19 protein-coding genes are annotated in these 21,428 nt (G+C 61.5%); 5 read left to right on the forward strand and 14 right to left on the reverse strand.

What is annotated here, in order from left to right:
* Positions 1-9: 9 nt before the first annotated feature.
* The 6 genes from ACT54B_RS20895 to ACT54B_RS20920 form a co-directional block, all read right to left on the reverse strand.
* Positions 10-1,380, reverse strand: coding sequence for an FGGY-family carbohydrate kinase (locus ACT54B_RS20895; RefSeq protein ID WP_476047828.1), 1,371 nt, complete (start codon positions 1,378-1,380; stop codon positions 10-12).
* Between the two features lie 2 nt (positions 1,381-1,382).
* Positions 1,383-2,396: an ABC transporter permease gene (locus tag ACT54B_RS20900; RefSeq protein ID WP_476047830.1), complete on the reverse strand. Its 1,014-nt coding sequence runs from the start codon at positions 2,394-2,396 to the stop codon at positions 1,383-1,385.
* Complete coding sequence (locus tag ACT54B_RS20905) at positions 2,393-3,373, reverse strand: ABC transporter permease (protein WP_476047831.1); 981 nt, start codon at positions 3,371-3,373, stop codon at positions 2,393-2,395. Before ACT54B_RS20905 ends, ACT54B_RS20900 begins: the two co-directional genes overlap by 4 nt.
* Positions 3,370-4,932, reverse strand: coding sequence for a sugar ABC transporter ATP-binding protein (locus ACT54B_RS20910; RefSeq protein ID WP_476047833.1), 1,563 nt, complete (start codon positions 4,930-4,932; stop codon positions 3,370-3,372). The genes ACT54B_RS20905 and ACT54B_RS20910 overlap by 4 nt, the downstream gene beginning before the upstream one ends.
* Before the next feature lie 94 nt (positions 4,933-5,026).
* A complete protein-coding gene (rhaS, locus tag ACT54B_RS20915; RefSeq protein ID WP_476047834.1) occupies positions 5,027-6,019 on the reverse strand; it encodes a rhamnose ABC transporter substrate-binding protein in 993 nt (330 codons plus the stop codon).
* A 47-nt stretch (positions 6,020-6,066) separates the two neighbouring features.
* Positions 6,067-6,876: a DeoR/GlpR family DNA-binding transcription regulator gene (locus ACT54B_RS20920; RefSeq protein ID WP_476047835.1), complete on the reverse strand. Its 810-nt coding sequence runs from the start codon at positions 6,874-6,876 to the stop codon at positions 6,067-6,069.
* A 199-nt stretch (positions 6,877-7,075) separates the two neighbouring features.
* Here ACT54B_RS20920 and ACT54B_RS20925 point away from each other — a divergent pair, with 199 nt between their 5' ends.
* Entirely contained in the window at positions 7,076-9,175 is a 2,100-nt protein-coding gene (locus tag ACT54B_RS20925; protein WP_476047836.1) for a bifunctional rhamnulose-1-phosphate aldolase/short-chain dehydrogenase, read from the forward strand.
* 34 nt (positions 9,176-9,209) lie between these two features.
* Positions 9,210-10,493, forward strand: a complete 1,284-nt coding sequence (gene rhaI / locus ACT54B_RS20930) for an L-rhamnose catabolism isomerase (protein ID WP_476047903.1) — start codon at positions 9,210-9,212, stop codon at positions 10,491-10,493.
* Between the two features lie 6 nt (positions 10,494-10,499).
* Here rhaI and ACT54B_RS20935 read toward each other — a convergent pair whose 3' ends face one another.
* The 4 genes from ACT54B_RS20935 to ACT54B_RS20950 all read right to left on the reverse strand — a co-directional run bounded on the left by ACT54B_RS20935 (position 10,500) and on the right by ACT54B_RS20950 (position 13,859).
* Positions 10,500-11,693, reverse strand: coding sequence for an MFS transporter (locus ACT54B_RS20935; RefSeq protein WP_476047837.1), 1,194 nt, complete (start codon positions 11,691-11,693; stop codon positions 10,500-10,502).
* An 87-nt stretch (positions 11,694-11,780) separates the two neighbouring features.
* On the reverse strand, positions 11,781-12,557 hold the full coding sequence (locus tag ACT54B_RS20940; protein WP_476047839.1) for an SDR family oxidoreductase: 777 nt from the start codon (positions 12,555-12,557) through the stop codon (positions 11,781-11,783).
* Between the two features lie 21 nt (positions 12,558-12,578).
* Complete coding sequence (locus ACT54B_RS20945) at positions 12,579-13,445, reverse strand: MurR/RpiR family transcriptional regulator (protein ID WP_476047840.1); 867 nt, start codon at positions 13,443-13,445, stop codon at positions 12,579-12,581.
* Between the two features lie 24 nt (positions 13,446-13,469).
* A complete protein-coding gene (locus tag ACT54B_RS20950; RefSeq protein ID WP_476047841.1) occupies positions 13,470-13,859 on the reverse strand; it encodes a RidA family protein in 390 nt (129 codons plus the stop codon).
* A 110-nt stretch (positions 13,860-13,969) separates the two neighbouring features.
* On the opposite strand from ACT54B_RS20950, the gene ACT54B_RS20955 reads away from it, so the two are divergent.
* The 3 genes from ACT54B_RS20955 to ACT54B_RS20965 are packed head-to-tail and all read left to right on the forward strand — an operon-like array spanning position 13,970 to position 17,074.
* A complete protein-coding gene (locus tag ACT54B_RS20955; RefSeq protein ID WP_476047843.1) occupies positions 13,970-14,455 on the forward strand; it encodes a hypothetical protein in 486 nt (161 codons plus the stop codon).
* Positions 14,456-14,498: 43 nt separating this feature from the next.
* Entirely contained in the window at positions 14,499-15,980 is a 1,482-nt protein-coding gene (locus tag ACT54B_RS20960) for a M81 family metallopeptidase (protein ID WP_476047845.1), read from the forward strand.
* The gene (locus tag ACT54B_RS20965) at positions 15,977-17,074 is read left to right on the forward strand and encodes a D-TA family PLP-dependent enzyme (protein WP_476047846.1); all 1,098 of its coding nucleotides are present in this window, start codon (positions 15,977-15,979) and stop codon (positions 17,072-17,074) included. Before ACT54B_RS20960 ends, ACT54B_RS20965 begins: the two co-directional genes overlap by 4 nt.
* Positions 17,075-17,205: 131 nt before the next feature.
* Here ACT54B_RS20965 and ACT54B_RS20970 read toward each other — a convergent pair whose 3' ends face one another.
* The 4 genes from ACT54B_RS20970 to ACT54B_RS20985 all read right to left on the reverse strand — a co-directional run bounded on the left by ACT54B_RS20970 (position 17,206) and on the right by ACT54B_RS20985 (position 21,423).
* Complete coding sequence (locus ACT54B_RS20970) at positions 17,206-18,345, reverse strand: ABC transporter ATP-binding protein (RefSeq protein WP_476047848.1); 1,140 nt, start codon at positions 18,343-18,345, stop codon at positions 17,206-17,208.
* A gap of 81 nt (positions 18,346-18,426) precedes the next feature.
* Positions 18,427-19,644, reverse strand: a complete 1,218-nt coding sequence (locus tag ACT54B_RS20975) for an ABC transporter substrate-binding protein (RefSeq protein WP_476047850.1) — start codon at positions 19,642-19,644, stop codon at positions 18,427-18,429.
* Between the two features lie 40 nt (positions 19,645-19,684).
* Positions 19,685-20,542, reverse strand: a complete 858-nt coding sequence (locus ACT54B_RS20980; RefSeq protein WP_476047851.1) for a carbohydrate ABC transporter permease — start codon at positions 20,540-20,542, stop codon at positions 19,685-19,687.
* The gene (locus ACT54B_RS20985) at positions 20,539-21,423 is read right to left on the reverse strand and encodes a carbohydrate ABC transporter permease (protein WP_476047853.1); all 885 of its coding nucleotides are present in this window, start codon (positions 21,421-21,423) and stop codon (positions 20,539-20,541) included. The genes ACT54B_RS20980 and ACT54B_RS20985 overlap by 4 nt, the downstream gene beginning before the upstream one ends.
* Between the last annotated feature and the right edge of the window lie 5 nt (positions 21,424-21,428).

A 21,428-nucleotide genomic window follows, 5' to 3' on the forward strand; every position in this document is an offset into this window, starting at 1 on the left:
CGCTCCTTGTCAGTGACCGGCCAGCACGCGCCAGTCCATCGCATAGGCAATCAGCCGGGGATCGGATGAACGGGCAGGCTTTGCCGCCGCTGGGGCGGTTATGGCGGAGGGTCCGAGGGCAAGGCACGCCGCGCCATAGGACGTCCCGGTCATGCGCCCTTCGCTGACCACCGGATGGCGGCCGCGCAGCGCAGCAATCATCGCAAGAAAATCCGGATTGGCCGAAAACGGCCCCTCCACCACGGTATCCCCTTCCGCACCCACGAGATCGAGCGTCACGCCCGCCATCAGCGCCAGATGAAGCGAGAGCGCATAGAGCCGCTCTCCACCGCTTCCGGGATCGCGGGTCCAGCGCCCTTCCGCATGCGGAAAAGGGCCTGATTTTGAAGGGATGGACGGCAGCAGCATGATCCGCTCCGTGAGCACCCGCTTCCGGTCAGCCTCGGTGATGCCGGCCGGCTCCCGCGGGGCCAGAAGTTCGAATGTTCGACCGCCCATGAAACGGGCAGAAGGGGTCTTGCCACCAAGGGCATTCACATTGAGGAGCGTGTCGCGCTCCTCGTCCAGCGCCACGTCCCGCCCCCCCACCGAAAGCGTGACGACCCAGGTTCCCGTGGACAGCACGGAAAAGGGCGACCGGCGCTGGTAGAGATGCGGCAGCAGCGATGCATTGGAATCATGAATGCCGCAATGCACAGGAATGTCGGCAGGAAGCCCGAGTTCGGCCGCAAGGGCCGGCCGCAACGCGCCGAGCACATCCGCAGCCGCGCGTATCGGTGGCATGAGACCCGCCCAGCCGAGCCGGTCGACCATCGAGGAGAAGTGCCCCTCATGCGGATTCCAGAGATCGGTATGCACGCCGAGGGAGGTGGCTTCGCTGGCGATCACTCCCGTCAGCCGATAGGCCCAATATTGCGGCCAGGGCAGGATGTGCTTCACACGGGCGAAGGCCGCGCGGTCGGCGCGCGACTGCCAGTACAGCATCGCCCCGGCATTCAACCCCATGGGCAGGCGCGGCGAGCCCGTTTCGGAAAAGGGCGGCCGCAGCGCGCGATAATCCGTATCCAGATCATCCGGCGTGGTTTCTTCGTAATCCATCACCGGAAGAGCAAGATCTCCCTTTCCGTCGAGAAGGGCGAAACAGGCGCCATGCGTCGTGATCGAGATCGCATCGATGCCGGTTTCGCGCCCGATGGAAGCAAGGCTTTCCCGGATGAAATGCCACAGCATCTCCGTATCGAAATGGCGGTAGGGAGCCGTGAGGGGTTTGTTGCGGCAGGAATGCTGCACGGTCTCGCGTCCAAGTGCGGCATCGAAGAGCACAACCTTGGCATTGGTCTTGCCGATGTCGATGACGGCGATCCGTTGCGGCAGGCCCATGATCAGCCCTTCCGCTTCGTATGGCGCAGCCGGCCCACGACCTTCGGCAGGGCAATGACCAGGATCAGCAGCAAGCCGACGAAGATCGACATGACGATGCCCGGCACGTTGAGGAGGCCGAAGCCGAAGGTGACCATGCCCATGATCAGGGCAGCCAGCACGACACCCCCAATGCGTCCCGAGCCGCCCAGAATGTTGATGCCGCCCAGCACCGCCATGGTCACCGCTTCCAGTTCCCAGCCGGTGGCGATAGAGGGCCGGGTCGAGCCGAGGCGAGAGGTCAGGCAAATCGCGGCGAGACCGCTCATCAGACCCGAGAGCAGGAAGAGGATGAATTTCACCCGCTCTACCCGAATGCCGGAAAACTGCGCCGCGACCGCATTATTGCCGATGGCATAGACCATCCGTCCGAAGCGGGTCGCATGCAGCAGCACGGCAAAGACAAGGGCTGCCAGAACGAACAGCAGGAGTTCGAAGGAGAACACCCACCAGACATAACCCTGCCCGAACCAGGCAAAATCGGCCGGATAGCCCGTATAGGCCTTGTCGCCAAGAATGATGAAAGCGATCCCGCGGAACAGGCTCATCGTACCGATCGTGACGACGATGGAGGGAAGCCCGAGACCGCTTACCAGAACGCCGTTCACCGCACCGCAGACCAGCCCCGTCAACAGGCCGATGGCAACCAGTTCCGGCGTTCCGGCCCCATGGCTCATCGCCAGTCCCATCAACGTCGAGGCAAGCGCCAGGATGGACGCCACCGAAAGGTCGATCTCGCCGGACACGATGACCAGCGCAAGCGCAAAGGCAATCAGCCCCTTTTCCGTGAAGTTGAACGTCGCGTCCGACAGGTTCCAGGGATCGAGAAAATAGGGCGAGGACCAGACATTGATCAGGAATATCGCGATACCGACCGCCAGCAGCAGCGCTTCCCAGCTCTTGAACAGCCGCTCGCTTCGGCCCTGCAGCCGGTCGGGCACGAAACGGGGTTCGGTACGGGCGGACGGCGCGCTCATGCGGAGACCTCGGCTTTCTTCAGGATGACGCGGCCCTTGCGGCGCTCGGCCCTGGCGTTGAAGGCGACGGCAAGAATGATGACCGTTCCCGAGATGGCCAGCTGCCAGAAGGGCGAAATGTTGATGACCGGAAGCGCATTCTTGATCGTGCCGAGAAACAGTGCGCCAAGCACGGCCCCGTAGACCGTCCCGATGCCGCCTGCGATAGAGACGCCGCCGATCACGCAGGCTGCGACCACATCCAGCTCGAAGCCGAGTGCAATATCCACATAGGCCACCGCATAGCGGGCAATCCAGAGATAGCCGGCGAGACCGGAGAGAGCCCCGGAAAGGACGAAGGAAAGGAAGCGCGTGTAGCCCACATCGATCCCGGTATAGACCGCCGCATGCGGATTGCCGCCGACCGCATAGAAGGCGCGGCCGGTGCGGAAGCGGCTGAGACCCACCGCCATCACACCGATCACGAGAAGCGCCAGCCAGCTCAGCACGGGAATGCCCAACAGATCCGAGCGCGGCACCGCCTTGAACGCATCGGTCATCTCGTGGGCATTGATCCACTTGCCGCCGGAAATCAGGAAGATGATGCCGCGATAGATGGTCATGGTGCCAAGCGTGACCACGATCGGCGGCATGTCGAGCTTCCACACCATCAGGCCGTTGATCGCACCTGCAACAGCGCCGGTGAAGATGGCGACAAGCACCAGCAGCAGCACCGGCAACTCCGGATAGAGGTTGTTCAGCATGGCCGCGACCATGCCGGCAAGTGCGAGTGTGGCGGCAGTGGAAAGATCGACGCATTTGGTCAGGATGACCGTCATCTGTCCCAGGGCGAGGATGATCAGGATCGATGTGTCGTTGAAGACATTACCGAGGCTTGCGGGTGTCACGAAGCTTGGAAAACGCGTGGCAATCAGCCCGATCATCACAAGGATCACGGCCACGAGTTGAAGCTCGCGATGTTTCAGAAGGGCCTTCATGTCATGTCTCCAATTCCCGCCGCAGCCCGGACGAGCATTTCGGGTGTCAGCCCCTCCCGCTCGAACCGGCCGACGATCCGCCCCTCCCGCATGACGATGACCCGGTCCGACATGCCCATGATCTCCGGAATTTCCGAGGAGACCATGATGACCGAGAGCCCCTGCCCCGCAAGCTCGCTCATGAAGGCATGGACGGCCGCCTTGGAGCCGATGTCGATGCCCTTGGTGGGTTCATCCAGAATGATGACTTTCGGCTTCGTGGCCAGCCACTTGGCGATCACCACCTTCTGCTGGTTGCCGCCCGACAGCGTACCGACATTCTGGTCGAGCGCGGCCGCGCGCAGATCGAGCCGTGCCGTATAATCCCGCGCCAGCGCAAATTCTTCCGCCATGCGGATGAAACCGCGCCGGGACGTGCGATTGAGCGAGGGCAGCGTGACATTGGAGACGATGGGCATGGCGGCAATGGCGCCCTGCCGCCCGCGATCCTCCGGCACATAGACGATGCCGCGTGCCACCGCTTCGGCGGGCGTCCGGATGACGGCAATATCGCCATCGATCCTCACCGCACCTTTCGATGGCCGGGTGACGCCGAAAAGGGCCTGCATCACCTCGGAACGCCCGGCCCCGATGAGGCCGTAAAAACCAAGGATCTCGCCGCGGCGCAAGTCGAAGCCGATATCCTCGAATTCCGTCGGATGGCTGTAGCCGGAAACGGTCAGGACAGGCGCGCCGATTGTCGCGGGCACTTTCGGAAAGACCTGCCCCACATCGCGCCCGACCATCAGCCGGACCAGATCGTTCTGGGTGGTTTCGCGAAGCAGGCCGGCCCCCACCATCTGGCCATCGCGAAACACCGTATATCGGTCGGCGATCCGGAAGATCTCATCGAACTTGTGACTGATGAACAGGATGGCCTTGCCTTCCGCCTTCAACCGCTCCACCAGCTCGTAAAGCTCGCCGATTTCCTTGTGCGAGAGGGCGGCCGTTGGCTCGTCCATGATGACCACCCGGGCATCGATGGAAAGCGCCCGGGCGATGGCGACCAGATGCCGGTTGGCAATTCCGAGATCGCGGAGCCGCATGCCCGGATCCATCTCGGCGCCGATCCGGTCCAGCAACCGGCGCGCCTCCGCATGCATGCGCCGCCAGTCGATCAGGCCGAAACGGTTTCGCGGCTGATGCCCGAGAAAGATGTTTTCCGCGACAGACAATTCGTCGAACAGAACGGTTTCCTGATGGATCGCCGTCACGCCGGCGCGCGCCGCATCCATCGTGGTCGGGAACCGGACCGGACGGCCATCCATTTCGATATGGCCTTCATCCGGCTGGTAGATGCCGGTCAGGATCTTCACCAAAGTGGATTTTCCGGCGCCGTTTTCGCCGATCAGCGCCGTTACCGATCCCGCGTGAAGCGAGAGCTCGACACCATCAAGCGCCCGGACACCCGGAAAGGTCTTGGCAATGCCCACCAGGCGGATCACGGACGGCGGCAGGGCCACATCCGGAGCCGGTTCCTGGGGCGAAGCCGGAAACGAAGCAAGGGTCACGGGGGTCATTCCTGTCTGTGCAAGGCTTGGAAGAGGCCGGCCTCATGCAGGCCCGAAAGAGGGAAGGCCGCGCCCCCGCCAGGGCGCGGCCCGTGTCGCCCGATCAGAAGATCTTGGCGAATTCTTCGACATTCTTGGCGTCGTAGACGAAGGGATCGGCCATCGCGCCTTCATTGTTGTCGTCCAGCTTCACCTTGCCCATGCGGCCCATGGAAAGCTCGGCGCCGGCCTTTGCTTCTTCCTTGCCGGTAACGAGGTTGTAGGAGATCATCGTCGCGGCATAGCCGAGATCGATCGGGTTCCAGATCGCGAAGGACTTGGAAGCGCCCGACTTCACATGGCCCGCCATTTCGGAGGGAAGGCCGAGGCCGGTAACGTTGATCTTGCCGGTCATGCCGGCATCTTCCACCGCTTGGGCCGCGGCCACGATGCCGACCGAGGTCGGAGCGATGATGGCCTTCAGGTTGGGATAGGCCTTCATCAGGCCCTGGGCTTCGGTGTAGGACTTGTCGGTCTTGTCGTCGCCATAGACGGTGGCCACGATGTTGATGCCCTTGTAGTTCGGCAGCACCTTCTTCATTTCCTCGATCCAGGTGTTCTGGTTCGTGGCGGTGGCGGCAGCCGACAGGATCGCCACATCGCCGCCCTCAGGCAAGTTGTCGGCGGCCATCTTCACGCACATGTTGCCGATGAGCGGGTTGGACGACGGGTTGAGGTGCATCATCCGGCCTTCCGGCGCGACGCCCGAATCCCAGGAAATGACCTTGATACCGCGTTCCATGGCCTTCTTGAGGGCGGGGACGAGCGCATCCTTGTCATTGGCAGAGATGGCGATCGCATCCACCTTCTGGGCGACCAGCGAGTTGATCACCTCGATCTGGCCTTCGGCGGTGGTGTCGGTCGGGCCGGTATAGATGATGTCAACGTCACCGAGTTCCTTGGCCGCTTCCTGCGCGCCCTTGTTGGCCGCATCGAAGAAGCCGATGCCGAGCGCCTTCACGACGAGGGCGATCTTCTTGTTTTCCGCATGGGCGACATTGGCCACAAGCGCCGTAGAGACGGCCGCCATGACGAGCATTTTCTTCAGCAATCCCATTTTTTCCTCCCGTGGATGGTCTGCTTCGTACCGTGCCGCCCAAAAGGTCAGGCGAGTACGGCGGATGGGTTCGACTTCACATCTGGCACTTTGGCGACAATCAGATTGACGCCTGCTGCTTCAAGCATCGCGGCGTGCCGGTCCTCGATGGATGAATCGGTAATGACGGTGGCAATCCGCTTCAGCCCGCACAGGATGAGGCTGGAGCGTTTGGTGAACTTCGACGAGTCGGCCAGCACGACCAGTTCGTCCGCCTGATCGATGAGCTTCTGCTCCGCCTGGATCAGCAGCGGATCTGCCTCCATCAGGCCGAGCGGTCCGAGCCCCTGCGCACCCATGAACATCCGCTTCGCATAGAAATTCCGGGTCACATCATTCTCGAAGGGGGAGAGGATGATGTTCTGCTCCCGGTAGATCGTGCCGCCCGACAGCATGATCGTGTTCTTGGAATTCTTCAGTAGATGCTCCGCAATGGGGAAGGAGTTGGTAAAAACCTGCAGCCGGCGATTGGCGAGGAAATGCACCATCTGGAATGTGGTCGTGCCGCCATTGACGATGATCGGATCGCCATCCTCGCAAAGCGCCACCGCTTCCTTGGCGATCGCCTGCTTCTGGCGGATGTTGATCGTCTCGTTGACGGAAAAGGGGCGCCCTGCGAGCCCGACGAATTGCGGCGGGTGCAACGCTTCCGCCCCGCCCCGCACCCGGCGCAGCTTCTTCTGCACGTGAAGCGCGGCAATGTCGCGGCGGATCGTCGCCTCGGAACTGTCGGTCAAATCGACCAGCTCCGCGACCGTCACGACGGGCTTTTCCAGCACCGCGGACAGAATGATCCTGTGGCGTTCTTTCTCGTGCATGGCTCCTCCAATACGTTCATGCTTCCATCATCTTCGTTCATTGTCAATCAGTTCTGATCATATTATTTCATTGTGCAGCGCAATATGATTGGAAATGATCATTTTTGATTGACATCGCTTTCTGCCCGTGGGATTTGAGCGATGAGACAATAGCGTGATTTCTGTAACCGGAAATCCGCCGCCGGGAGGAAAACGGACAATGCCGTCGACGAATTCAGCCAATAGCCTCGCCAATCTGTGGGATATCGCCAAGGCAGCGGAGATGAGCGAGCCGGAATTGCTCCGATATCGGTCAAACCTGCTCGGTTCTGACAAGCGGATCACCAATTACGGCGGCGGCAACACCTCGGCAAAGGTGATGGAAAAGGATCCGCTGACGGGCGAAGAGGTGGAGGTTCTCTGGGTAAAGGGCTCCGGCGGCGATGTGGGCACGATCAAGCTGGATGGCTTTTCCACGCTTTACATGGACAAGCTGCGGGCACTGAAGACGCTCTATCGCGGCCTCGCCCACGAAGACGAGATGGTCGGCTATCTCCCGCACTGCACCTTCAATCTCAATCCGCGCGCGGCCTCCATCGACACCCCGTTGCATGCCTTCGTTCCGAGAAAGCATGTGGATCACATGCACCCGGATGCGATCATTGCCATTGCGGCAGCGGAGAATTCGAAGGAACTGACCGCGGCCATCTTCGGCGACGATATTGGCTGGCTTCCCTGGAAGCGGCCGGGTTTCGAGCTTGGCCTGTGGCTCGAGAAATTCTGTCTCGATCACCCGAAGGCGCGCGGGGTCATTCTGGAAAGTCATGGCCTTTTCACCTGGGCCGATACGGCAGAGGGCTGCTATGCGGTCACGCTGGAGATCATTTCCAAGGCCATGACCTGGTTTGACGGGCAGAAAACTGGGCCTGTCTTCGGCGGCGAGAAGGTCAAGGCGCTGGCGCCGGCCGAACGGCGTGCGATTGCCGAACGGCTGATGCCCGTCATCCGTGGCATGATCAGTGTCTCCGAGCGAAAGCTCGGTCATTTCGACGACAGCGATGCGGTGCTCGAATTTGTCGGCTCGCACCGTCTGGAAGAGCTGGCAGCGCTCGGCACCTCCTGCCCCGACCACTTCCTGCGCACCAAGATCCGCCCGCTGGTCCTGGCCTTCGATCCTGCCCGCCCGGATGTCGATGCACTGGTTGCCACCTTGCCGGAGGCGATTGCCGCCTATCGCGAGGATTACGCGGCCTATTACGAACGCTGCAAGCGGCACGACAGTCCCGGCATGCGCGATCCCAATGCGGTTGTCTATCTGGTGCCGGGCGTCGGCATGATCACCTTTGCCCGCGACAAGGCGACGGCTCGCATTTCCGGCGAATTCTACGTCAATGCGATCAACGTGATGCGCGGCGCCTCCTCGGTGTCCAGATATTGCGGCCTGCCGGAGCAGGAAGCCTTCGACATTGAATACTGGCTGCTGGAAGAAGCCAAGCTCCAGCGCATGCCTAAGCCCAAGGCGCTGGCCGGCAAGGTGGCCTTCATCACCGGTGGCGCCGGCGGCATCGGCAAGGCAACCGCCAATCGCTTCCTGCAGGATGGCGCTTGTGTGGTTATTGGCGATATCGACGAGACCGCCCTTGCTGCAGCGCACCAGGAACTGGCGCGCGCCCATGGCGCCGATCAGGTCCGCTCGCTGAAGCTGGATGTGACCGATGAGGCAGGCGTCGACCATGCCTTCCGCGAATCGACGGTGGAATTCGGCGGCGTCGACGTGCTGGTCTCCAATGCCGGCATTTCGTCCTCCGCCCCCTATGACGAGACCGATCTGTCCATGTGGAACCGCAACATGGACATTCTCGCCAAGGGCTATTTCCTCGTCTCCCGGGCCGCCTTGCGCCTGATGAAGCGCCAGAAGATCGGCGGAGAAATGGTGTTCATCGCCTCCAAGAACGGGCTTGCCGCCTCTCCCAATGCCGCGGCCTATTGCACGGCAAAGGCCGCCGAGATCCATCTGGCCCGGTGCCTGGCGCTCGAGGGCGCGGAATTCGGCATCCGGGTCAATGTGGTGAACCCCGATGCGGTGCTGCGCGGCTCGAAGATCTGGACCGGCGAATGGCGCGAGCAGCGCGCGGCCGCCTACAATATGGCGCCTGACGAGCTTGAGGAACATTACCGCAAGCGCTCCATGCTGAAGCGCAGCGTCTATCCCGAGGACATTGCCGAGGCCACCTTCTTCCTCGCTTCCGACATGAGCGCGAAATCGACCGGCAACATCATCAATGTGGACGCGGGCAATGCCCAGTCCTTTACCCGCTGATCGGAAGGGAGAGGACAGGATGACCAGCCGAGACATGATCAGCCGCGACCTGATCGAACAGGAGAATGCCCGGTCGCTCGCAGCCCTGCGCGCCGATTACGACCATCTCGCCGCAATTCTCGACCGCCGCGGGGTGGATATCGAAGCCATCAAGGCGAAAATCGCCGCCTTCGGCGTCGCCGTCCCCTCCTGGGGTGTCGGAACGGGCGGTACCCGCTTTGCCCGCTTTCCGGGCAGGGGGGAACCGCGCCACGTCTTTGACAAGATGGCGGATTGCGGGGTTATCCAGCAGCTGACGCGGGCAACGCCCACCGTTTCGCTTCATATTCCGTGGGACAAGGTGGATGATATCGCCGCGCTGAAGGAAACCGGTGACGCGCTCGGTCTAGGCTTCGATGCAATGAACTCGAACACGTTCCAGGACCAGCCGAACCAGGCCCATTCCTACAAGTTCGGCTCGCTCACCAACACGTCCGCCGCCGCCCGCGAGCAGGCGATTGCCCATAATGTGGAATGTATCGAGATCGGCCGCAAGCTCGGCTCGAAGGCACTGACCGTATGGCTGGGCGACGGTTCCAATTTTCCGGGTCAGAGCCACTTCACCAAGGCTTTCGAGCGCTATCTCTCTTCGATGCGGGAGATCTACAGGGCACTTCCGGACGACTGGCGGCTGTTCTCCGAACACAAGATGTACGAACCCGCCTTCTATTCCACCGTGGTGCAGGACTGGGGCACGAATTACATCATCGCAACCGAGCTCGGTCCGAAGGCCCAGTGCCTGGTCGATCTCGGCCACCACGCGCCCAACACCAATATCGAGATGATCGTCGCGCGCCTCATCCAGTTCGGCAAGCTGGGAGGCTTTCACTTCAACGATTCGAAGTATGGCGATGACGATCTCGATACGGGCTCCATCGATCCCTATCGCCTGTTCCTGGTTTTCAACGAACTGGCAGACGCCGAACTCTCCGGCGTGAAGGGCTTCAACCCGGCCCATATGCTCGACCAGAGCCATAACGTGACCGATCCGATCGAAAGCCTGATGGTCTCGGCCATGGAGGTGGTGCGCGCTTATGCGCAGTCCCTGATCGTCGACCGGACGGCGCTTGCCGGTTATCAGGACGGAAACGACGCTCTGATGGCAACGACGACCCTCAAGTCGGCGTTCCGCACGGATGTCGAGCCGCTGTTGGCCATGGCACGGCTGGAATCGGGCGGCGCGATTGATCCGGTCGCCACTTACCGCGCCTCGGCTTATCGCGCCCGGGTCGCGGCAGAGCGCCCCGCGGTCACCGGTTCGGGCGGCGGGATCGTCTGATCCCGGCTAGCGCCCTCTTTCGAGAACCAGCAAAAGGCCTATGCCGACCGCACCCGCCACCGCCGAGAGAAAGGCGGTGCCCGGATAGGAGGTCAGAGCCGTTCCTATCGCAAAAATCAGCGCACTCATTCCGCTGCTGACGAAGATATTGACCGAGATGAGCGAGCTGCCAAGACCGGGTCGCTCGGCAATCAGGTCCTGCAGATAGGTGATCGGAATGGTGATGATGGCCGCAGCACCGAAGCCGCTGATGATGGTCAGGGCGTAAATCTGCCAGGGGGCGTTCACCCAGCCGAGCAGCAGGAAATTCACGACATAAATGGCGGACCCTGCCGCCAGCGCCCTGACGGCCCCCATGCGACGCTGAAGTCGCGCCCAGACAAAAATGAAGATCACCTCCAGCAGAGCGACGATGCCCACGATGAAGCCGATATCGGCCACCTGTCCGCGGGCGCTGGTCGTCATGATCAGCGGAAGCAGGATGCCGTTCATGTGCAGCATGCTGCAGATCAGGGCAATGGCGCTCAACCGGGCGAAAACGCGGGGCGACAACACCTCTCCGAGGGCCCCGAGATGGGAAAGCGGGTTGGCAACGGCCTTGTGAGCCCCCTCCTCGCGCGGCATGAGCGCAAGCACGATGACCAGGCAGCCGAGACAGGCCAACGCGGCATAGAGATAGGCCGGCAGCATGCTGGGCGAACCGGCCAGCAGAATGCCGGTTATTCCCGGCACCAGAATCCAGGCAACGGAAATCATCGCCCGGACGCCGGAGTTCACCGATGCCATGTCCGAAGAGGCCATATGCCGGGTCACGCTGCGCACATTGGCAAACAGCAATGCATTCAGCGATCCGTAGATCGGTATGAGAAACAGAAGGCTGAACACGAAACTGGACTGGGTCGGAAAGGCATAGATGAAACCAAAGGCAATCACGCCCACCAGACTGACGCCGACCATCATGTGCCGGTAGGCGCCGATCCGGTCCGCCAGATTGCCGAGCAGGATGCTGGCAGCCACATTCACGAAAGAAGCAACCAGCACCAGGGCCGAATAGGCGCCGTTGCCGAGCCCGAGTTCCTGTATCCCGACAATCGATTGATAGGGGGATGTCGCCGCGCCCGAGAAACCGAAGGCGAGGATGGCGAGCATGGTGGCGCGGACGGTGGGTTCGCTGAATACGGGCGGCAAATAACGGAACATGGCGATCTGCTTATCGGGAAATGACAAGGAAAAGAGGCCGCGCCCGCGGCGCAGCCCCTGCATCACATGGCCGTCGCCGCGCGTTTCTCAATAGTGTTCCGATTGGGAAAAGGTGCGCGCCAGCTCGGCCTGACCGGCGGTGAGGCCGCAATCCACAGGGAGACAGATGCCGGATATGGCAGCGGCAAGTGGGCTTGCCAGAAAGGCGACTGCCTCTGCCACATCATCCGGGTCGACCACCCGCTGCAACGGATACCAGCGCTTTGCCTCTTCGAAGACATGCGGATTCGCGGCAGCACGGGCCTGCCAGGCTTGCGTGCGCACCGTTCCGGGCGCGACCGTGTTGGCGCGGATGCCACATTTGCCATATTCAACGGCCACAAGCCGGGTGAAGTGGATGAGCCCTGCCTTGGCGGCGCTATAGGCGGGATGCCCGAACACGTTGAGACCGTTGACGGATGCAATATTGATCAGGCTGCCGCGCGACGCCTTCAGCTGATCGGCATGCGCCCGGAACGTGAGATAGGCGGCTTCGAGATTCAGCTGATTGTCCATCCGCCAGATATCCGGCGTCGTGTCATGCAGGCTGACTGCCCGCGCCGCCCCCGCATTGTTCACGAGCGTCTTGAGGATGCCGAGGCTGGCGGATCGCGCAGCGAGACGATCGAGCGCCCCCTCATCGGTGATGTCGCAGGCAAAGGCTTCCAGGCCGGCGCCACCCCCGAGCCCCTCTACAGCCCTGGCCGCGGCATCGCCATCGATATCGACCAGAAGCACCCGATCGTGATCCCGCGCCAGGCGCTTGACGATGGCCCGCCCGATATCTCCGGCCGCTCCGGTCACGATTGCGAGTGTCGATGGCATTCCCGTATCCTTCTTGTTCGTCTAGTCGCCGAGCAACTGCCGGTCATCCCCGTCGCGATGGGTAACGAGCTGCTGCTTGATGCGTCTTAAGGTTTGCGTGGCCTGCGTCTGGATCTTGTGGGCGACCAGACTCGCCAGAATGTCCACGGCCGCGAGATAGGCGATCCTCGTGGAGGTGGGCCGATAGATATTGGTGCCTTCCGGCATGTCTATGGCGATCACCACGTCGGCCGCGCGCGCCACGGGGCTGCCGCTCTGGGTGAGCGCAATCGTGGAGACCTTGCCTTCGCGGGCCAGATGGAAGGCGCGCACGAGTTCGGTATTACGGCCCGAAAAGGAGGATCCGATCAGCACGTCCTTTTCCGGCTTGGCGGCGGCGGCCATCATCAGTTGCATGCTGTGATCCGGACTTGCCGTGACCCGAAGGCCGAGCCGGAAGAGGCGGTTCTGGATTTCGCTGGCGATCATCGAGGAATTGCCGCCTGCGCCGAAGGCGTAGATCATCTCGGCCCGGGCAAGCAGCTCCGTCGCCTGCTCGTAGGCCGCGAGATCCAGCGCCTGATGCAGCATGTAAAGGGCATTCTGCGCCTTCGCGACAATATCCTTCGCCACATCCGCCGGATCGGTGCTCTGCGGCTCCGGCTTCAGGTAGCGCACGCCGATATAGGCGGTTCGGGCGAGCTGGATCTTGAAATCGGAAAAGCTTTCGCAACCCAGGCGGCGACAGAAGCGTGTCACGGTCGGCGGCGAGACATCGGCCCGCTCCGCCAGCTCGATGATCGAGGCATTCACCGCAAATTCGAAATCATTGAGGATGATATCGGCAATGCGCGTTTCCGATTGGGAAAGCCGCCCCTTTTCCTCCTGCAATGTCGAGAAGAGATCCATGCCCGTCGCTCCGCTTTTGATGGCTCAGGCATCCTTCGGCTTGTAGGCGACGCAATCGATTTCGACCTTGCAGTCCACCATCATGGCCGATTGCACGCAGGCGCGTGCCGGCGGATGCTCGCCGAAATACTGCTGATAGATGGCGTTGAATGTCCAGAAATCCCGGGGATCGTCAAGCCAGACACCGCAACGCACCACATGCTCGGGCCCGTAGCCGGCCTCGCGGAGAATGGCGAGCACATTCTCGATGGTCTTGTGGGTCTGGGCGATGATGTTGCCCTCTATGATCTCCCCGTTTTCCATGGCAACCTGACCGGAAACATAAAGCCATCCATCCGCCTCGACAGCCCGCGCGAACGGCAGCGGCTTCCCGCCTGCACCTTGCTGGACGGTTCCATAGCGCTTGATCGTCATGTCGATTTCCTGCAAATTATTTTCGTGATAGTTGACAAATGACCACATAAAGCCGATTTTGACCAGAGAAAAACAGGCGTTTATGAAAAGAATTTTAATGAGAGGCCCGAATGCGTGACCCCTTCCGCAATCCCTTCCCCCCTGAAGACACGGCCCGGCATGCCATCTGGGAGATGCTTGTCACCCGGGATATCGATGCGTTCCTGGCTGCCGACTGGCAGGCTGTCGCCGGCGACTTCATTGCGGAGGGCTTTCTCGGCATAGATGCCGGCAAACACACCAATCCGGATGAATGGCGGCTTGCCTTCCCGACCCTCGACGCCTATCGCGACGAGTGGCTGCGGCAGGCGGAGGACTTCAGGAAGGAGCGCTTTGCGGAGGATCCGCGCACGGCCATCTTTACCACCACCCGCCTGGAAGACATCGAGATTGCCGGTGAGACCGCCCTTGTTCGCAAGAAGTTCGACGGAAGCATCACCAAGGCGGACGGCTCGAAGGACGTGCTGAAGTGGCAGACCCTTTACTACTGCCGCCATCATGCAGGCCGCTGGAAAATCTCCGGCTTCACCGGCTACCTTCCGAATCCGATGGGCTGAGGCCGCTCTGCGGTCGGGACATTCAGAAACAAAGGCTTGAAACGTGCGGATTTTCACGGCAGCGCTTGCCACCGAGACCAATACTTTCTCCCCGATCTGCGTGGACCGATCCGCATTCGAGGCATCGCTTTACGCACCGCCGGGGACGCATCCCGATACGCCGACCCTGTGCTCCGCCCCCATCACCGTTGGGCGGCGGGTTTGCCGGGAAAAGGGCTGGACGCTCATAGAGGGGACCGCCGCCTGGGCCGATCCTGCGGGGCTTGTCAACCGGCAGGCCTATGAGGGCTTGCGCGACGAGGTGCTGGAACAGTTGCGGGCGGCCCTGCCCGTCGATGCGGTGGTGCTCGGCCTGCATGGCGCCATGGTGGCGTCCGGGTATGAGGATACGGAGGGCGATATCCTTGCCCGCATGCGCGCCATCGTCGGCCCGGATGTGCTGATCACGGCGGAGCTCGATCCCCACAGCCATCTAACGGCAAAGCGGCTCGAGGCGGCCGATGTCTTCGTCTATTTCAAGGAGTTCCCGCATACGGATTTCGTCGATCGCGCGGAAGATCTGTGGCGCATCACGGTCGCGACGCTCGAAGGCCGGGTGAAGCCCGTGATGTCCGTATTCGACTGCCGGATGATCGATGTCTACCCGACCTCCCGCGATCCGATGCGGTCCTTTGTCGACCGGTTGGTGGAGATAGAGCGACAGGATCCGGACATTCTGTCGATTTCGGTCATTCATGGCTTCATGGCCGGTGACGTACCGGAAATGGGCACCAAGATGCTGGTGGTCACGGATGACCGAAAGGACAAGGGCGATGCGCTCGCCCGCAGGCTTGGTCTCGAACTCTTCGAAAAGCGCGGCACTTTTATCATGCCGCAGGTCGACGAGCGCCTGGCGGTAGAGCATGCGATGAAGGCAACGGCCTGGCCGGTCGTGATTGCCGATGTCTGGGATAATCCGGGGGGCGGCACGGCCGGCGATGCCACCGTGCTTCTTTCCGAGCTTCTGGCGCGCGGCGCGACGGATACCGCCATCGGCACGATCTGGGATCCCATGGCCGTGAAGATCTGCATGGCCGCCGGCGAAGGGGCTGAAATCCCGCTCCGCTTCGGCGCCAAGTCCGCTCCCGGCACAGGCAATCCCATCGATGGGCATGTGCGGGTTGTGAAGCTGGTGGAAAATGCCGAAATGCGGTTCGGGGAAAGCTACGCCCCCTTCGGCGATGCCGCCCTGATCATCATGAACGGCATCGAGATCATCCTGAACTCCACCCGCGCCCAGAGTTTCGATCCCAGCCTGTTTTCGGCGATGGGGATCGATCCGACCACGCGGAAGATCCTGGTGATCAAATCGACGAACCACTTTTTTGCGTCTTTCTCGCGGATTGCGTCGGAGATCGTTTACTGTTCGGCCGGAACGCCCTATCCCAACAACCCGGCAAAGACACCCTATCGGCGGGCGCCGAAGACCATCTGGCCGATGGTCGAGGACCCACACGGATTGACCATGGGAGCAGGCGAGGCATGACATCGGCGGAATTTCAGGAACTTGGCCGGCCGGGCCAGTCCATCGAGACCCTTTCGACCCCGCGCCCCCTGATCGACGAAATACGGCTTGCCCGCAATATAGAGCGTGTCCAGTCCTATATGGACGCGCACGGCATCCGCTTCCGGCCCCATATCAAGACGCACAAGATTCCGGCGCTTGCTTCAGCCCAGGTCAAGGCCGGGGCCAAAGGGATCAACTGCCAGAAGATCACGGAAGCGGAAGTGTTTGCCGCAGCCGGTTTCGACGACATTCTCATCACCTTCAACATTCTCGGCGCGGAAAAGCATGAACGCCTGGCGGCTCTTCATGGCCGGATCGGGGGTTTGAAGGTGGTGGCGGACAGTGCCGTTACCATAGATGGTCTGTCCGCCTTTTTTCAACGGGGCAAGCCGCTTTCCGTCCTGGTCGAATGCGATACGGGCGGAGGTCGCTGCGGCGTCCAGACGCCGCAGCAGGCCTTGGCGCTGGCGCAGCGGATCGACCGTGCGCCCGGACTTACCTTCGGCGGGCTTTTGACCTATCCGCGTCCGGGCGGGCATGCCGAGGTGCAGTCTTTTCTCGAACACACTCTTGAACGCCTCACCGAGGCAGGTCTCGAATGCCCGATCGTGAGCAATGGCGGCACGCCAAGCCTGTTTGAAGCCCATCGGGTGCCCGCTGCAACGGAGCACCGGGCCGGGACCTATATCTACAATGATCGCGCCATGATCCGGGCTGGCCACTGCACCGAAGACGACTGCGCCATGCATATCCTTGCGACCGTCGTTTCCCGGCCGACAGAGACTCGCGCTGTCATCGATGCCGGTTCGAAGGCCTTGACCTCTGACCTGCTCGGATTTCACGATTACGGGCTGGTTGTCGGCTATCCGGGCGCTGTCATAACGGGGCTGTCGGAGGAGCACGGTGTCATCGATCTCTCCGCGTCGGCAACAAAGCCGGAGATCGGAGAGAAGATCCGCATCATCCCCAATCATACCTGCGTGGTTTCCAACCTGTTCGACACGATGGTGTTTCACCAGGAGGGCATCGTGACCCGGGTGGAGCCGGTCGCCGCCCGCGGCCTCGTCTGGTAGGCTGCCGCCCGCACCACAGCATCAGCCATCGTCCACCCCTTTTCGGCAAGAGAAAGGGAGGAATGCGACCACCAGCGCATCCCTCCCTTCAAGTGACCGCGAGAGGCCGGTCACCCTTTTGCAAAGTCTGTTCAGCCCGGCATCCGCTGAAGGACCGGCGTTCTCGAATCCAGTGCCGATAGAGAGACCCGGCGCTCAAGCGCCTGCCCGGCCTGGTCGAAAAGATGGCAATCTGTCGCCTTGATGGCCATGGGGAGCGGCTGGTCTGTCTGCAGCACCGCGCTTCCACCGAGCGTGGCGCAGAAATTCTCGCTTTCGCCATCCAGGGAGGCGTAGGCAATCGTTTCCGCACCCAGCCGCTCGATGACAGAAGGGATGACGGTCACGGTGAGATCTCCCGCGCCGAGTTCCACATGTTCAGGCCGGATGCCCAGCGTCAGCATGGCGCCCTCAAGACCGCCCCTGCCCTCCACGGGGACGGTCAGACGATTGCCCTTGTAATCGACCGTAACCCCCTCGCTGCCCTGGGACACACAGGTGACGGGAATGAAGTTCATCTTGGGATTGCCGATAAAACCGGCGACGAAAAGATTGGCCGGCTTGTGATAGAGTTCGAGCGGCGCTCCGGTCTGGGCGATACCGCCCGCATGCATCACCACGATGCGGTCCGCCATGGTCATGGCTTCGACCTGATCATGGGTTACATAGATCATGGTGGCCTTCAGGCGTTTGTGCAGCTTGGCAAGCTCGATGCGCATGTCCGCACGCAGGGCGGCGTCGAGGTTGGAGAGCGGTTCGTCAAACAGGAAGATCTTCGGTTCGCGGACGATAGCCCGGCCGATGGCGACGCGCTGGCGCTGGCCGCCCGAAAGCAGGCCCGGCTTCTGATCCAGCCGCTGTTCCAGGTGCAGGATGCGTGCGGCATCCTCGACCTTTTTCCGCAATTTGGCTTCTTCCATCCCCTCGACCCGCAGCGGGAAGGCGATGTTCTCGAACACGCTCATATGCGGGTAAAGCGCATAGGACTGGAACACCATGGCAATGCCGCGCTTCACGGGCGGCAGGTCGTTGACCCTTACCCCATCGATGACGATGTCGCCCTTCGTCGTGTCCTCAAGACCGGCGATCATGCGCAGCAGGGTGGATTTCCCGCAGCCGGACGGACCGACGAAGACGACGAATTCGCCGTCACGGACCTGCAGGTCCACCTGCTTCAGCACTTCGAAAGTGCCGAAGAACTTCTGTACCTTGTTGATATCAAGCTGTCCCAATATCCGCTCCCGCGATTGGCCTCTTCCCTTGGGAAAGGCAGCGACCGCCGGTCTCCCGGCGGCCGCCTGTCTGCACCGATCTTACTTGAACTCTTCGATTTCGGCTGCGGCCTTCTTCAGCGCGTCAGCCGGCTCTGCCTGACCCGTCACGACGGACTGGACCATGGAGATCATCGAATTCTGGAAGTTCTTGTAGTCGGTAAAGAGCGGCTCCGGACCACCATAGGAAATGCCGTCGATGAAAGGCTTCCAGTAGGGCTTTTCGGCTACCAGCTTGTCCACTTCCGCGCTCGGGCGCAGCGGGGTCAGGCCTTCGGACAGTTCATATTCGAACTGTGCGGCCGGTGCGGTCAGGAACTTGGCGAGATCGATCGCCTTGTCTTCCACGTCAGTGCCCTTGAACACGGCAAGGCTGTCGGTGATCAGAAGCGTGCCCGGGCCCTTTGCATCGGGGCCGAGCGGCAGATTGGTGACGCCCCAGTTGATCTTGGTATCGGCCAGGCGCACGACGGCACCGACGGAGGCCTGGATCATCGCGACCTTGCCGTCGAGGAAGATGGCGCGCACTTCGTTCTGCTCGTAGGCGGTTGGGCCTTCTTCCGCATAGGGAACGATATTCTTCAGTGCTGTGAGAGCCGCGAGATTCTGCGGGCTGTCGAGCGTGATCTTCCCGTCCTTGTCGATCACCGAGCCATTGTTGGTGTACACCCAGTGGAGGAACTGGTGCATGGTGTTGTCGAAGGTTTTCGCGACCACGCCAAACCCCGGAATGCCGGTCTTTTCCTTGATGGTCTTGGCCATCTGCAGCTCTTCGTCCCAGGTCTTCGGCGGGGTTTCGGGATCGAGGCCGGCCTGCTTGAAGAGGTCCTTGTTCCAGAACAGCGCCTTGGTGGAGAAGGCGACCGGAACGCCCCACTGCTGTCCCTCGAAGGTCACCGTATCGACGATGTTGGGATAATAGGCACCCTTTTCCTCATCCGACATCGGGATGGGAACGATCAGGTCGTTGCTGGCAAATTCCTTCAGCGTGCGCGAGCCGACATAGGCGAGCGAGACCGGCGTACCGGCGGCGGCGAGCGTCGTCACCTTGTCCTGGCACTGGTCCCAGCCAACGACTTCCGGCTTTACCTTGTAACCCGGGTTCTTGGCCTCCCACTCGTGCATCACCCGTTCCTGCACCTTGTTCATGGTGTCGCCGCAGACGATGAAGGACAGTTCCTTGTCTTCGGCGAGCGTCGGCATGGCGGTGCTGGCGAGAAGCACCAGGCTGCCTGCGAGAAGCGAAAGTTTCTTTGTCATGGTCAGTTCCCCTTGCTTTTTGGAAGCTATTGTTCGGTGACTATTGTTTCACGGCGCCGGCGGTCAGACCGGCGACGAGATAGCGTTGCATCAGGAAGATGAGGATCATGGCGGGCGCAATACCGACGAAGCTTGCGGCCATGAGCTCGTTCCACACCACTTCCTGCCGCCCGAAATAGGCAAACAGTCCGACCGGAAGCGGCATGTATTCGGTCTTCGAGTTGAAGGTCAGCGCGAAGATGAATTGCTGGGCATAGGCGCCGATGAAGGTGGTGATGCCGACCACGGTAATGCCGGGCATGGCAATCGGCAGGATCACACGGCGGAGCGTATAGAAATAGCTGGCGCCATCCACGAAGGCGGCCTCATCGAGCTCCTTGGGAATGCGGATCATGTAGGTGCGCAGGAGCCAGATCGCAGACGGGATCAGGAAGGCGACACCGGGCACGATCATGGCGAAATAGGTGTTCAGCACGCCGAAGCTGCGCATGAGCCGGAAGAGCGGAATGAGAAGAACGGCGCCGGAGAACATGTTCACCGCGAGGAATGCGCCGAGCAACACACCCGAACCCCGGAATTCGAAACGGGCGAAGGCATAGGCTGCCGGCACCACGATCACCAGCACGATGGCTGTCACCACCGAGGAGATGAAAAAGGAGTTGAAGATGTACCAGCCGAAGCCCGGCACGCTTTCCCACATGGTCACATAGGCCCGGAACGAGCCGTTTTCCGGCCAAAATCGGTAAGGCGACGAGAACAGAAGACCGAGTGGCTTCAGCGAAACGAGGAAACCTTCGATGAAGGGCGCGAGGATGAAGGTCAGGAACACTGCGATGCCCGCATAGATTCCGACGATTTCATACCACTTGTAACGGGCGATCATCTGGGACGTCTTCATTTGCGGTCTCCCGATGTCAGGCGGCTGGTGATGCGGAAATAGGCGAGGCAGAAGAGCGACAGGAAGATGCAGATGAGCACCGCGCGGGCCGCGCCTTCGCCGTATTTCTTCGAGCCGATGGCGGTCTTGTAGGTATCGATGATCATCGTGGTCGTGTCGCCGTTCGGCCCGCCGCGGGTGAGGATCCAGATGATGTCGAAGGAGTTGAAGGTGGCGATCAGCGACAACATCGACATGGTGATCAGCGCCGGCAGGATCAGCGGCAGCGTGATGCGGCGGAAGCGATAGAAGCGCCCGGCGCCATCCGTCCAGGCGGCCTCGTAGAGATCCTGCGGGATCGCCTGCATGGCTGCCAGCATGTAGAGCGTCACCAAAGGCACGCCAATCCACACGTCGGTGATGATCGTCGCCCAGAAGGCGGTGTTGCCATAGGCCAGGAAGGCGACCGGCCCATCCACGACGCCCATGTTCTGCAGAACGCCGGAGATCATGCCGAACTGGCCGTTATACATCCAGCCCCACATGAAAATGCCGATGGCCATCGGCACGACCCATGGCGGCATCGTCAGCACCCGGAAGAGCGCACGACCCGGCACGGCGGCATTCAGCATGCTTGCCCCGAAGACGCCGATGATCATCTTGAAAAGAACGGAAAAGAAGGTCCAGACGAAGGTGCGGGTGATGACCTCCGCGAAGGTGGGCTTGAAGATCTTCTGGTAGTTCGCCCAGCCGACGAAGTTCGTGACTTTCTTCAGGGAGGCATCCGTGAAGGACAGGATAATCGTATCGACCAGCGGATAGGCCACGATGACAGCCACGTAGAGAACCGCCGGAAGCAGCAGGAGCCAGGCAAATAGTGTCGCGCTTCTCTTCACCGTCATCGCGC

The organism is Gellertiella sp. DMC107 (assembly GCF_056313605.1).

Coding starts and splice junctions, on each gene's coding strand:
- ACT54B_RS20895 (WP_476047828.1), bottom strand. CDS start 1,380: ATGGGCCTGCCGCAACGGATCGCCGTCATCGACATCGGCAAGACCAAT.
- ACT54B_RS20900 (WP_476047830.1), bottom strand. CDS start 2,396: ATGAGCGCGCCGTCCGCCCGTACCGAACCCCGTTTCGTGCCCGACCGG.
- ACT54B_RS20905 (WP_476047831.1), bottom strand. CDS start 3,373: ATGAAGGCCCTTCTGAAACATCGCGAGCTTCAACTCGTGGCCGTGATC.
- ACT54B_RS20910 (WP_476047833.1), bottom strand. CDS start 4,932: ATGACCCCCGTGACCCTTGCTTCGTTTCCGGCTTCGCCCCAGGAACCG.
- rhaS (WP_476047834.1), bottom strand. CDS start 6,019: ATGGGATTGCTGAAGAAAATGCTCGTCATGGCGGCCGTCTCTACGGCG.
- ACT54B_RS20920 (WP_476047835.1), bottom strand. CDS start 6,876: ATGCACGAGAAAGAACGCCACAGGATCATTCTGTCCGCGGTGCTGGAA.
- ACT54B_RS20925 (WP_476047836.1), top strand. CDS start 7,076: ATGCCGTCGACGAATTCAGCCAATAGCCTCGCCAATCTGTGGGATATC.
- rhaI (WP_476047903.1), top strand. CDS start 9,210: ATGATCAGCCGCGACCTGATCGAACAGGAGAATGCCCGGTCGCTCGCA.
- ACT54B_RS20935 (WP_476047837.1), bottom strand. CDS start 11,693: ATGTTCCGTTATTTGCCGCCCGTATTCAGCGAACCCACCGTCCGCGCC.
- ACT54B_RS20940 (WP_476047839.1), bottom strand. CDS start 12,557: ATGCCATCGACACTCGCAATCGTGACCGGAGCGGCCGGAGATATCGGG.
- ACT54B_RS20945 (WP_476047840.1), bottom strand. CDS start 13,445: ATGGATCTCTTCTCGACATTGCAGGAGGAAAAGGGGCGGCTTTCCCAA.
- ACT54B_RS20950 (WP_476047841.1), bottom strand. CDS start 13,859: ATGACGATCAAGCGCTATGGAACCGTCCAGCAAGGTGCAGGCGGGAAG.
- ACT54B_RS20955 (WP_476047843.1), top strand. CDS start 13,970: ATGCGTGACCCCTTCCGCAATCCCTTCCCCCCTGAAGACACGGCCCGG.
- ACT54B_RS20965 (WP_476047846.1), top strand. CDS start 15,977: ATGACATCGGCGGAATTTCAGGAACTTGGCCGGCCGGGCCAGTCCATC.
- ACT54B_RS20975 (WP_476047850.1), bottom strand. CDS start 19,644: ATGACAAAGAAACTTTCGCTTCTCGCAGGCAGCCTGGTGCTTCTCGCC.
- ACT54B_RS20980 (WP_476047851.1), bottom strand. CDS start 20,542: ATGAAGACGTCCCAGATGATCGCCCGTTACAAGTGGTATGAAATCGTC.
- ACT54B_RS20985 (WP_476047853.1), bottom strand. CDS start 21,423: ATGACGGTGAAGAGAAGCGCGACACTATTTGCCTGGCTCCTGCTGCTT.